This window comes from Methylibium sp. T29-B (genome assembly GCF_000576225.1).
Classification (GTDB): domain Bacteria; phylum Pseudomonadota; class Gammaproteobacteria; order Burkholderiales; family Burkholderiaceae_C; genus Methylibium; species Methylibium petroleiphilum.
On record NZ_AZSN01000114.1, the window covers coordinates 1 to 11,729 of the forward strand.

An 11,729-nucleotide genomic window follows, 5' to 3' on the forward strand; every position below is an offset into this window, starting at 1 on the left:
GAACGCCAGGCCTTGCGCCTGGTGGGCATGAGCCCCAGCACCCCGCGCTACCAGCCGCGCGACGACGGCAACTGCCGGCTGCGCGAGCGCCTGACGGAGCTCGCGCAGCCGGCACCGCCGCCACGGCTACCGGATGCTGCACAGCCGTCTGCGGATCGACGGCTGGGCGATCAACGTCAAGCGCACCTAGACTAGCGGGTCTACCGCGAAGAAGGCCTGATGGTGCTCAAGTGCCGGCGCAAGAAGCTGCCCGTGACCCTGTCCCAGGTTTCCGAACCGTTCGGTAACAGAACGACCGGCATGATGGAGGCCCCCGTCGGGGCCAGGAGAGCATGCCGTGAGGAAGAGCAAGTTCACTGACGAGCAGATCGCGTTCGCGCTCAAGCAGGCCGAGCTGGGCATCAGCGTCGAGGAGGTCTGCCGCAAGATGGGCATCAGCGAAGCGACCTTCTACGTGTGGCGCAAGAAGTACGGTGGCGTGGGCCCTTCGGAGCTGCGCCGACTGCGCCAGCTCGAGGAGGAGAACCGCAAGCTCAAGCAGATCGTGGCGGACCTGAGCCTGGACAAGGCCATGCTGCAGCGCGTCGTCGCAAAAAACCTTTGAGGCCTTCGCAGCGACGTGCGCTGGTGCCCGAGCTGATGCAGTGCTTTGGGTGCAGCCAGCGCAACGCCTTGCGCGTGGTGAAGATGTCGGCGTCGACCTACCTGTACAAGGCGGTCAAGAAGGACGAGTCGGCATTGAAGCTGCGCATCAAGGAGATCACGCAGACGCGGGTGCACTACGGCTACCGCCGTGTGCACGTGATGCTGCGCCGCGAAGGCCACAGGGACAACGTCAAGCGGGTGTACCGGCTGTACCGCGAGGAAGGCCTGTCGCTGCGGCTGAAGCGGCCGCGGCGCAACAAGGCGGCCAAGCTGCGTCAGCCCAAGAAGCTGGCCAGCGCCATCAACGAGATCTGGAGCATGGACTTCGTGGCCGACGCGCTGTTCGACGGGCGCAAGCTGCGCATGCTCACGGTCGTGGACCTGTACACGCGGGAGTGCCTGGCCACCGACGTCGGGCAGAGCCTGAAGGGGGAGGACGTCGTGCGCACGCTCAATGCCATTACCGCGCAGCGTGGCCTGCCGGGAACGATCAAGACCGACAACGGCAGCGAGTTCATCTCCAAGGTGATGGACAAGTGGGCCTACGAGCGCGGCGTCGAGCTCGACTTCAGCCGGCCGGGCAAGCCGACCGACAACGCCGGCGTGGAGAGCTTCAACGGCCGGCTGCGCCAGGAGTGCCTGAACGCCACCTGGTTCTTGTCACTGGCGGACGCGCAGAGTGGAAGTGTCAGCCACCACTCGACCGGAAGGGGCGTCCATCCCATCGCTTACAACACAGCTGCGCCGGGTCTCTGCGCGTCCTGCGAAGGATCGCCGGACATTCGTGAGCCGTGGGCCTTGCCTGCCAAAAGCGCTTAGGGACGAGTGTCGCCTATGCCCTCTTGCGCCCATTGCGCAGTCTTTCGACCATGACGGCGGCTGCCTTCATGAGATGCGAGCGCATGAGGGCTTCGCTCCGATCGCCGTCGCCCCTGGCGATCGCCTGGAGGATGTCTTCGTGCTGATCCCAGATGGCCTTGGAACTTTCGTCTCGGATCAGGACTTCGCCCATCACCCGCTGCGTATAGGTGAGATGGGTTTCGAGTGTCGGCCGAATGAGTGGGTTGCCAGACAGACCATAGATGAACTCGTGGAACTTCATGTCTGCGTCGATCATCTTGGCGAATGCTAGCTGCGCCACGGCCCTACGGCCGGCCTTGATCAACGCAGGTCCCCGACGCGCGGCTTGCTCGGCGCTCAGCTCGGCTGCGCGGCGTGCCGCCACCCCTTCGATCGAAGCTCGAATGTCGTACATGTGCCGCACGTAGTCAGGATCCAGCGGTGCGACGACGAGTCCGCGACCCGGCGCGTCCTGAAGCACGCCCTGGTTGCGCAACATGGCCAGCGCCTGTTGTACCGGCTGTCGCGAGACCCCAAAACCATGGGCAATCTCCGTCTGGATGATCCGGTCGCCAGGCGCGAAGACCCCGGAAGCAATCTCGGCGAGGATGGCGTCACGCACCTGTTCCAGCAAGTTGGGTCTCGTCGTCAGCGTCTTCATCAAGATGTCGGTGTCGGCGTTTCCTCCCGTGTCCATTATCGCGTCATGGCCAATCCCTTCAACCTTGTATCCACATCTGCGCTCGACGCCTTGCGCCCTGACGACGGTCGTCTACGTGCTGTGGACGCGGCAGGCGGTGGCCGAGTTTGCGCATTCCATTGATCGCGGACACCCATTCCCAGCTGATCGCGGACAGTGTTCCGGGCGATCGCGCAAGCCGCCAGGGACGTGGCGACGCGATCGCCGGGGCGTGCCCACGCTCGACGGCCGCGAACTGGCCGATCGTTTCGGGGCCCTTGATCCCTCGGCGCTCTACCAGGGGCTCAAGCGATTCCTGCGCCAAGGTGAATTGGAAGACGGCGATGGGCCAATTCGCCGTCCTCTACGCCGACCGACTCACTAGGCCGACGGCCGCGTAGGATGAAGACCGACTTCCCCACCGCGTCGGTCGGTTCGTCGCAAGCGCTGACCGCCGCCCTAGAAAAGTCTCATATCAGAGCGCCTCGCAGACAGAAATTCAGACATCGCCTGCCCCGGGCACAGCCCGAGCCAGGAACAGAAGTGCTTGACGCTGGCGAAGCGGCTGACATCCGGGCCGATCTCGCTGAGCAGCTTCATCACCACCGTCACCCCCAGCCCGTTGATGCGCGTGAGGTCCACGCCCGCCCAGTTGGCCAGGCGCTGGCGGATCTCGTGCTCCGCGCGCGCCTTGCTACCCGCGCGCGGCAGCTTGCCGATGTCGACCTTGGCTTGGCTGCGCGCGTCCAGCAGCGCGTCGAGCCGCGCGTCGCACTCGGCCAGGTGGCGAGCGATATCGTCATACATCGCCAGCGCCTGCTTCGGCACGAACAGGTGCTCCTCGCGCCAGTCGCCTTCCAGCGCGTTGGCAATCTCGGCCGCGCTGGCCTTGACGCGACGCTGGCGATGTCGCGCCAGCTGCCTGGGCTCACGCACTCCGGCCACGATGTCGCGCACGATGGCCTGTCCAGTCTGGCCCATCACGTCGCTCAAGACCTCGGTAAGCTGGATGTTCATCTGCACCAGCGCCCTTTTGCATGCGCTGCACCCAGCTAGCCTGCTCGACGAGCAGCGTCTCGCGCTGGCGCGCCACCGCGCGCAGCACGCACACCTCGGCGCTGGGCCGCCAGGCCGTGCGCAACAGCCCCAGGCTCATGAGCTTCTGCAGCTACTGGCAGTCCTGTACGTCGCTCTTGCGCCCAGGAACTTACTTCAACTGCAGCGCATCGACCCGCTACACCTTCAGCCCGTGCTGCTCCAGCACCTCGAACACCGGAATCCAGTACACCCCGGTGGATTCCACCGCCACCGTGTCTACCCCCAAGGCTCACCAGCCACTCAGCCAACTCCTTAAAGTCGGCGGTCATCGCCGCTGCCGCGCGCACCGGCTCGCAGCCGGCAGCTCCGGCCAAGTGCCGCAGCACCACCACCCAGTGGCTGGACGCCCCGATGTCGATGCCCGCCGCGTTCGGGAACACCTCGTCTTCTCGTGTGCGCATTGCCATGCTCTGCCCCACCATGGTCGGTGAACGGCAGCGCCATGCAAGGCGTCGATTTCGACTCGATCTGTTGAGTAGATCCGGCTCCGCCGGGCTACTCAACCCCCTCGGGGGGCGGCGGCGTTTGCGCCGCCTGGGGGCGCTCAAGGGGATGCGGATCGCGCCGCTCACCACTGTCGCTGACGGCCTGCGGACCATGCTCAAGAGCGGGCTCGCACCGCAACGTCCGACAACGCCACGGGCTCGCACGAATGACGTATCGGTCATGACGGCGCTGCCGTTCGCCTTGTAGCGCAGCAGATCCATCGCTCCTTCGCGAACGCCGGGCGCGGGCATGGGCATGGGCCTGGGATGCTCAGAACGCCTTCAGCAGGCGCAGGTTGATGCGATCTGACTCCTTCAGTCCGTTGCGCACGGACAAGTCACGACCATAGAGGGCCAAGAAGTGCCAGCCAGGCGCGAAGCCCCAGCCGACGCCGAACTTGGCGTTGGTGGTTCGCGTGCGGTCGTCGTTGGCAACGCCGTCCACCGAGGTCTCGCCGCCGACGAAGTGGGAGGTTCCCGCGCGCAGGTCGAGACCGCCGCCAAGGCTGTACTTGAGCCAGGCCTGGAACTGGTACAGCGGCTTCTGTGACAGCGACCGGCCGTTGGGCCCGAAGTCGTCGTTGCGGCCGAAGCCGGTCACGTCGGCTGCCAGTTGCAGTGACAGGTCCTTCGATCCCACTGGCGTGGTGTAGCCTGCCTGCAGCAGGTACTTCCAGCGGTTCTCGCCGAGGTTGAGCGCCTTGTTCTTGTCGTACGAGCCAATCGGTACCCACACCGCCGGCGTCACGCCGAAGAACTCGCCCTCTGCCGGCTTGTTCACCAGCCAGACGGTCGCGGCGACGATGAGGTCGGCGACTCCACTGGTGCTGCCCAGCGCGCTCAGGTCGTTGCCGGCCTTCAGGCTGCCGAAGGGCAGCAGGATCTGCGGATCGGCGCGGAAGCCACCAATGTCGACGAAACGGACGAGGCGCAAGATCCCGACGTCCGACTTGAGATCACCGCCAGCAACCTGGTTGCCGTTGCTGTAGACCTTGTTGCGCTGCTAGTACAGCAGCGCGAGATTCGTTCCCGCGGGGATCGCGCCCGAGGCGTAGTCGTCGGCGTCCAGATCGAGCGCCCGCGCCGGTTGGCTGTGCAGCGCGACCAACGGCAGCAGGGCCGCCAGTGCGAGCGTCCTCAGGCCATCGAGCAGGTGGGCGAACGGCCCTGACCTGCCCCCCTCCGAGCGAATCTTCATACTGCTTGTCATGCTTGTCTCCTGTGCGCCGTCAAAGCCGGCAAGGTGTTGTGATTGGAAGAGTCATGGCTTGAAGGCTTGGCCAGCTACGGCGGCCTCGAGTCATGCGTGCATATACGTGTGGGGGGCCGCTGGGTGACCGGCATTCCGACTCCGACTCCTGGTTGCACAGGCGCCCTCGGGTCCATGCGGGTGGCAGCCGTGCCCATCAGACGTCGTCCAGCGGAGTGCCTTCCAGATGCGCGACGTCGGCCCAGGACTTCAGGTGCCACTCGCCGCGCTCGTAGAGAAACTCGTTGAGGCTTCCGTTGACCATCGAGAAGACGCGTGAACCGACGTGAGGCAGCTTCTTCGTGTGGCGATACAGGCCATCGACCACGCCGCCGTGGGTAACCACAAGGATCCGCTGCCCGGGGCGGCATGCGGCCAGCTCCTCGAGACAGCCGACGCTGCGCGCAAAGCAGGCCTGCGTGCTTTCGCCCCCCGGAATGGCGAACTCGACGTCCTCATCGCTGTAGCGCCGGTAGACCTCGGATGAGTCGCCTTGGCCTCGGCACGCGTCATGCCCTGGAAAATGCCGTAGTGGCGCTCGCGCAGCCGCATGTCCAGCACCGGCTCCATCCCGATCTCGGCGGCGATGTACGCAGCCGTCGCCTGCGCTCGCCCCAGGTCGCTGCTGACGAACAGGTCGTACCTGGTCCCGCTCAGCCGCCTGGCGAGGGCTTGCGCCTGTGCGACGCCTTCGGCGGTCAACGGACTGTCCAGGTGGCCCTGGATCCTTCCCTGCCGGTTCCATAGCGTCTCGACATGCCTGACGAGGATGAACTGCGTAGCGTTCATTTCATGATCGACGATGCGGACCCCCCGCAGTCGTGGCTAGCGTGACGTGCCGACCTGGATCCCGGCCGTGGCTTCATAGCCCTTGACCACCGACGTGAAGTTGTCTTCTCCCAGCCCCTGCTCGACGGCGTTGCGATACAGCGAAGCAATCACCGGCGCGAGCTGGACCGCATAGTGCTCCTCCTTCGCGAGGTCGAGGATCAGGTTGATGTCCTTCAGGGCCAGGCTGGTCTTGAAGCTGGCCCGGTACTCGCCTTCGATCACCTTCTGGAAGCCGGAGATGAAGTGCGCCGAACGCCCGCCCGAAACGGACAGGATGTCGTACAGCCGCTTCGGTTCCATCCCGCACTTCACGCCCAGGACGAAGGCTTCCGCGGCCACGGCCACGTTGCCCAGCGACATCAGGTTGTTGACGAGCTTGACGGTCTTGGCCGTGCCGATGCCCCCGGTTCGATTGATCTTCTTCGCCAGCACCTGCAGCAGATCGAGATGCCGGTCGATCAGGTCGTCGGCACCCCCCACCTGGAAGACCAACTCGCCGAGAATCGCCTGCGGCGGCTCGCCCGAAAGCGCAACGTCGAGGATGTCGACTCCCGCGGCGGCGGCGGCCTCCGCGACATGGCGGATGGTGTGCGGATCGATGGTGCTGGTCTCGATCAGCGTGCTCCCGCGCCGCGCCTTCGCAACGAGCCCGCCGCTCCCGAGGTAGACGTCGCGCACGATCGCCGGATTCGGCAGCGACGTGACGACGACGTCGACCCGCTGCGCGACGGCCCCGGGGCTCGGTTCGATCTTCGCGCCCAGTTCCGCCGCCGCGTTCGCGGCCTCCGAGGAGACATCGAACCCGACGACCGCGATGCCGCGATCGAGCAGGCGCTTGCACATTCCCCCGCCGATGTTCCCCAAGCCAATCAGACCAATCTCGTTCATAAGCACTTCTCCGTAATCGTGCGTGCCTCGTGGGCACGCCGCGTGGCCAACCATCGGCACCGTTGCGTCCGATCCTCAGGACGGCGTGCCGGACCCTCCCGCCTGCGACGTCAAGCGGCCCAGAAGCAGGCGGGTCGCGCCCAGGCCATTCATGTCCACTCCGAAGTTCGTGAATCCGCGCTCGGTGAAAAAGCGCACCACCTTCTCGCTCACCGCCCAGCCGTAGAAGGTGACACCGAATTCGCACGAGTGCCCGGTGCGCGGCAAGGTGGGCATCAGCCGCTCGATCGCCTCGTCCACCTCGTTGGCCGGATCCAGCGGCATGAAGCCTCGGAGAGATAGGACTTCCATGCGTCATGAGACAGCATCAGGTCGTCGGGATACCTGTAGATCGAGGCGCAAAGCGAACGGTAGTCGATCCACAGCATGTCGACGTGCTTGGCGATGCGAGGCAGTTCCAGCAGGCTGTGGGCGCTGCGAGTGGCTAGGCCGAGCTTGAGCGAGGCACCGCCCGCCTCCCGACAGGCCGTCCTCAGTGCGATCGCCTCGGCCTCGGTGTTGACGCTGCCGACCATCAGGATCACGTTGTCCGGATAGTTGGCAATCTCCTTTGCACGCACCAGCCCGCGGATCTGCGCGCGCAGCAGTTGCGGAGAGCCCAGCGGCAGCCAGATCGCCGGCGAGGGCGCGATGTCGGTGAAGTCAGAGACAGCCTCGCCTGCGACTCCACTGGACAGATTGGCGATCCGCGCCGCGAAGGGCTTCGGATGCACGACCTTCATGATCTTGACCAGTGTCTCCGAGATCACATCCTCGAGCGCCGTCAGAGCGGATGCATTCGCAGCCGCAGGGCCGCGCCTGTGGGCGGACACTGCGTCGATCAGTGTTTCGAAACCCTCGCATGCGGCCAGGGTCTCGTCAATGCGTGTGCCGATACCGTGCGCACCGGCCGCGATGGCTTGGCGCGCCATGTCCGGAGTGGAGACGCGATGAAAGACAGTACAGCCGCTGAGCTCGTCGGCGATCTGCAGGATGCGGCCGACTTGGCTCATCGATTCTGGACTGCGCGCGTCGGTCGGCAGGGACCCCTCGAACACCTCTCCGGTGGCGCCGTCGATGGAAACGGAGGTCCCCTCCGTCAAGTCCCGGTCGCCGACGCGGACCACGCGTCGCTCAGTGTCGATGTCGAGTTGCTCGCAGCCGACGATGCACGGCTTGTCGAGCGCGCGCGCCACCACCGCCGCGTGGCTGGTAGACCCACCTCTGGCGGTGACAATTGCCTGCGCCGCGAGCATTCCGTGCAGATCGCGTGGACTCGTGAACACGCGCATCAGAACCACGGGTTTGCCATCGGCAGCCATCTGCTCGGCGCGATCGGGGTCGAGCACGATGCGGCCGCTGACCTGGCCAGGCGACGCGCCGGTGCCGACCGCCAGGAGCGCGCTGCCGGCGCGCGCCGCTTCGACGGCATCCGGCAGGAACCGAGGCCGCAGGATCTGGCGCAGATGATCGGCGGTCACCCGCTGAAGCACGGTCTCGCGGTCGATGACGCTTTCGTCGAACAGGTCGCTGGCGATGCGTATCGCTGCCTCCGCAGTGCGCTTGCCGACGCGCACTTGCAGCAGGTACAGGACGCCTTCCTGCACGGTGAACTCGATGTCGAGCACGTCGCGGTACGTCTGCTCCAGAGCCCGCGCCAGCGACTCGAGCCGTCCGAGCAGGTCCGGGTTCCGCTGGCCAAGGGCATCCAGCGACTCCGGCGTGTGGGTTCCGGCGACGATGTCTTCGCCCTGGCCGTTCTCGAGATACTCACCGAACAACTTCGGCGAGCCGTCGCGCGGGTCCCGTGTGAAGGCCACGCCGGTCCCCGACGGGCTGCCGAGGTTGCCGAAGACCATCTGCTGAATGACGACCGCGGTGCCCAGGTCGTGGGCGATCTTGTGGTGCTCGCGGTAGCGCACCGCGCGGCGCGAGTTCCATGACTCGAAGACAGCGACCACCGCCTGCCTGAGCTGGTCCCAAGGGTCGCTCGGAAAGGCGCTGCCGGCGGCCGAGCCGGCGCTCTCTGCGGCGAGCCGCACCGCAGACCGCAGCGACTTTTCGTCCTTGACCGTGTCGATGGCCGTGCGGCTCGCGTCATCGACCAGAATCTCGTCGGCGATGCCGAGGACGATGTCGGCATACATGCGCGCGAACCTCGCGAAGGTCTGGGCCGCAAAGCGATAGCTGCCGCCAGTCGCCTTCGCCAGCGCGACGGTGGTCTGCTCGTTCATGCCGAGGTTGAGCACCGTATCCATCATGCCCGGCATGCTCACCGGCGCCCCGGATCGGACCGAGACAAGCAGCGGCTTGGCTCCCTTGCCGAAGGCGCAGCCGGTTTGCGTTTCAAGCCGGTGCACGGCCTGCACGATCTCCTGCCATAGCGCGTCGGTGAGCGTGCCGCCCTTGTTGACGGCGCATGCGCGTGTCGTGATGACGAATCCCGGTGGCACGGGGAAACCCGAGGCCGTCATCTGAACGAGCCCCGCCCCCTTGCCGCCGAGCACCGAAGCATCGAGATGCGTGGCCTCGGCGAAGGGGTAGACGAAACGCTCGGTGGCGGCGACGCCCTTCATCGTCCTGGCGCTCATCCCTTGTCTCCAGTATCGAGCAACTCGCGGATCCGATCCTTGATTCGGCGCGCACTTGCTTCATCGAGATCTGCTTGCGGCTGAGGATGCAGCCATGCCGGCACGCGCGGGTTCGGCTCGTCGAGCTGGCGCGGAATCAGGTGGCAATGAACATGAGGGTCGGCGTTGCCGAGGATCTCGTAGTTCATCTTGAACGCACCTACGGCCAGCTTGATCGCCCGCGCGGCCCGGCTCATGTCCTCAGTGAACGCCTGTCGTGCGGTCACCGACGCCTCGAACAGTTCGGTCGCGTGCTCGCGCAGGGTGAGGACGCAGCGGCCGGGGAAGCGCCGGTCCGAGACGAAGCAAAGCTCGCTAGCTTCGAGGCTCGCGATCGGCTTGCCGAGACTGAACCCGCAGACGGCGCAGGCCCAGGCCATCACGACATGTTCCGCGTTGCCAGCGTGGCCGACGGCAGTGACGCACCGGCCTCACGCGCCACGGCATCAAGCGCCTCGAGCGTGGTGACGGCCAGCGGCAACCCGTCCCTCAATCGCTGCGCCGACAACTCGGCCTCAATCTCGCCGGGCATGCAGATTCGCTGCACGCCCTCGGCCCGCGGCGCGTTGCGCAGGGCCGACGCCAGCTCGCTGGTACGGCGCAGGAACGCCTTGCGGTCGCCGAAGGCACCCGGATCCAGCGCCTGCACGAAATGGCCGCACTTCCAGGAATCGTGATGGTCGGCGCCCATCACCAGCGCCGGAGACACCTCGAAGCTAAACTGAGCTCCAGCCAAGGCGCCGCAGACGATCTCGTTGGCGACGATCAGCGCCGAGCCCTTGTGCTGCCCGATGGGCAGCAGGTAACCCTCGAGCGCGACCTTCGGGTCGGTCGTCGGGTTGCCGTCGGGCCCCACGGCCCAGTCGGCGGGGATCGTGCCGCCGCGCTGGGCGGCGAGCCGGATCTTCTCTTTCACGCCAGTGAACGCGGTGTCCACGACGATCGGCGGCCCTTCGAGCGTGGGGAACGCCCACGCGACGGGATCATTGGACAGCACCGGCTTGCGGCTGCCCCAAACCACCGTGTGCGGCGGGCCGTCGGTCGTGGCGTACCCGATCATCCCGGCTTCCAGCGCCATCATCGGGTAGAAGGCCGCAGGTCCGAAGTGGTTGCTGTTGCGCACCGCCACCGAACCGCTGCCCTGTTCCGCGGCGATGGCTATGGCCTGTTTCATTGCGAATCGCGTGGAAAGAAAGCCAAGGCCATTGTCGGCATCCACAACGGCCACCGCTCCGCGTTGGTGGATGACTCGAATGTTCGGCTTCGCATTGAGGTGCCCGCGCATGATGCCTCGAACATAGCGCGGCGTGAACTGCACTCCATGCGACTCGACCCCGCGCATGTCGGCGAATACGACGACTTCGGCGATCTCGTCGGCGTGCCCGGGCGAGACGCCCACCGCCTCGAAAAGCGAGGCCACCTTCTTCCTCAACTCGCCGCTGTCGACGAGAACCTTCTTGACTGCGGGTGCGCTCATGTGTGGACTTCCTGTCTCTGTGTGGATCTGTCGGATTGCCTACTATGGTCGCGCCGCGCGAGTTTGTCTCTATCCTTCAGCGAACAAAGTGAACGTGCGTATTTGTCTGCTACCGAACACCGAGGCGGGGCTCGCGAAGCCGCGGCGCCCATAGGGAAGGTGAACAACGTGCAAACGTGGACGCGTTCGAGCCGCCGAGTCGCAGCGACCGCGCGAACGGGCTCGCGGCGAAGCGTTTCGAGCGAGCTTTGCCGCGTTGTTGGCGCCTCATGCGCTTCGCGGACGGACTGCTGCCAGCGACATCAACTGTCGTCGCGCCATCCACAGGTTCGACAGAGCGAACAGTGTCACCACGTGCGCGGTGTTCTTGGCCAGCCCGCCAAAGCGCACCATCATCAGCCCGAACTGCCGCTTGATGACCCGAAACGGGTGCTCGACCTTGGCCCTGACACTGGCCTTGCGGTGCTCGCGCTTCTGGGCCGCTGTCTTCCTGCGCCCCTCGGGCAGCTTGGCGATGTCACTCGGGCGGGCAGCGATGTGCCTCTGCAGGTCCTCGGGCTACCCGCGGAACTGCGCGCCGCGGTAGCCCGAGTCGGCCCAGACGTGTTCTTCCTTGCCGTGCAGCAGGTCGGCGACCTGCTCGAATCGGCTTCCTTGGCCGCCGTGGTGGTGACCGTGTGCACCAAGCCGCTGGCAGCGTCCACGGCGATGTGCGCCTTCATACTGAAGAATACCGAAGTGGTGAGTCGGCCGCGGGAACTTCCTCCTCAGCCGCTCGCAGAACCGAACGTGACACTCTCGCGTCATACGGCTCCCGTCATCCAACCTGTGGTCCGGCGACGCGCCAGTGATGGAACAGCAGTGGCGC

The 11,729-nt window shown here is 65.9% G+C and carries 11 protein-coding genes and 4 pseudogenes; 3 read left to right on the forward strand and 12 right to left on the reverse strand.

From position 1 onward, the window contains the following. Both Y694_RS26055 and Y694_RS15720 read left to right on the forward strand, forming a co-directional pair. Positions 1 to 195, forward strand: a 195-nt coding sequence (locus tag Y694_RS26055; protein WP_036234150.1) for a hypothetical protein, incomplete at its 5' end; no start/stop codon positions are given. A 142-nt stretch (positions 196 to 337) separates the two neighbouring features. Further along, a protein-coding gene (locus Y694_RS15720) for an IS3 family transposase (protein ID WP_409072488.1) occupies positions 338 to 1,464 on the forward strand; the annotation gives its coding sequence in 2 pieces (ribosomal slippage) (positions 338 to 587 and positions 587 to 1,464; 1,128 coding nt in all). Positions 1,465 to 1,477: 13 nt separating this feature from the next. Here the strand turns inward: Y694_RS15720 and Y694_RS15725 are convergent. Continuing rightward, a complete protein-coding gene (locus Y694_RS15725; RefSeq protein WP_036234163.1) occupies positions 1,478 to 2,146 on the reverse strand; it encodes a GntR family transcriptional regulator in 669 nt (222 codons plus the stop codon). Between the two features lie 483 nt (positions 2,147 to 2,629). Next, positions 2,630 to 3,669: pseudogene (locus Y694_RS15730) on the reverse strand (IS110 family transposase); the annotation flags it as partial. Between Y694_RS15730 and Y694_RS24925 the strand changes: the two are divergent. Then, a complete protein-coding gene (locus Y694_RS24925; RefSeq protein ID WP_162531426.1) occupies positions 3,614 to 3,955 on the forward strand; it encodes a hypothetical protein in 342 nt (113 codons plus the stop codon). The pseudogene Y694_RS15730 and the gene Y694_RS24925 sit on opposite strands and share 56 nt — an antisense overlap. A 63-nt stretch (positions 3,956 to 4,018) precedes the next feature. Here Y694_RS24925 and Y694_RS15735 read toward each other — a convergent pair. From Y694_RS15735 to Y694_RS23590, 10 genes and pseudogenes are all read right to left on the reverse strand, one after another. Beyond that, positions 4,019 to 4,723, reverse strand: a pseudogene (locus Y694_RS15735) (transporter); the annotation flags it as partial. 27 nt (positions 4,724 to 4,750) lie between these two features. Further along, positions 4,751 to 4,957, reverse strand: a complete 207-nt coding sequence (locus Y694_RS26060) for a hypothetical protein (RefSeq protein ID WP_231497720.1) — start codon at positions 4,955 to 4,957, stop codon at positions 4,751 to 4,753. A 196-nt stretch (positions 4,958 to 5,153) separates the two neighbouring features. Further along, positions 5,154 to 5,342: a histidine phosphatase family protein gene (locus tag Y694_RS27245; protein WP_051495825.1), complete on the reverse strand. Its 189-nt coding sequence runs from the start codon at positions 5,340 to 5,342 to the stop codon at positions 5,154 to 5,156. Positions 5,343 to 5,440: 98 nt separating this feature from the next. Further along, positions 5,441 to 5,785: pseudogene (locus Y694_RS27250) on the reverse strand (histidine phosphatase family protein); the annotation flags it as partial. Between the two features lie 36 nt (positions 5,786 to 5,821). Then, positions 5,822 to 6,715, reverse strand: a complete 894-nt coding sequence (locus Y694_RS15745) for an NAD(P)-dependent oxidoreductase (RefSeq protein WP_036234155.1) — start codon at positions 6,713 to 6,715, stop codon at positions 5,822 to 5,824. A 75-nt stretch (positions 6,716 to 6,790) separates the two neighbouring features. After that, complete coding sequence (locus Y694_RS15750) at positions 6,791 to 7,015, reverse strand: hypothetical protein (RefSeq protein ID WP_197028800.1); 225 nt, start codon at positions 7,013 to 7,015, stop codon at positions 6,791 to 6,793. Further along, a complete protein-coding gene (locus Y694_RS15755) occupies positions 6,991 to 9,330 on the reverse strand; it encodes a pyruvate, phosphate dikinase (RefSeq protein ID WP_051495826.1) in 2,340 nt (779 codons plus the stop codon). The genes Y694_RS15750 and Y694_RS15755 overlap by 25 nt, the downstream gene beginning before the upstream one ends. 11 nt (positions 9,331 to 9,341) lie before the next feature. After that, positions 9,342 to 9,764: an HIT family protein gene (locus tag Y694_RS15760; protein WP_051495827.1), complete on the reverse strand. Its 423-nt coding sequence runs from the start codon at positions 9,762 to 9,764 to the stop codon at positions 9,342 to 9,344. Continuing rightward, a complete protein-coding gene (locus Y694_RS15765) occupies positions 9,764 to 10,861 on the reverse strand; it encodes an Ldh family oxidoreductase (RefSeq protein WP_051495828.1) in 1,098 nt (365 codons plus the stop codon). The genes Y694_RS15760 and Y694_RS15765 overlap by 1 nt, the downstream gene beginning before the upstream one ends. A gap of 267 nt (positions 10,862 to 11,128) precedes the next feature. Then, positions 11,129 to 11,592 (reverse strand): annotated as a pseudogene (locus Y694_RS23590) (transposase); the annotation flags it as partial. Positions 11,593 to 11,729: the final 137 nt, after the last annotated feature.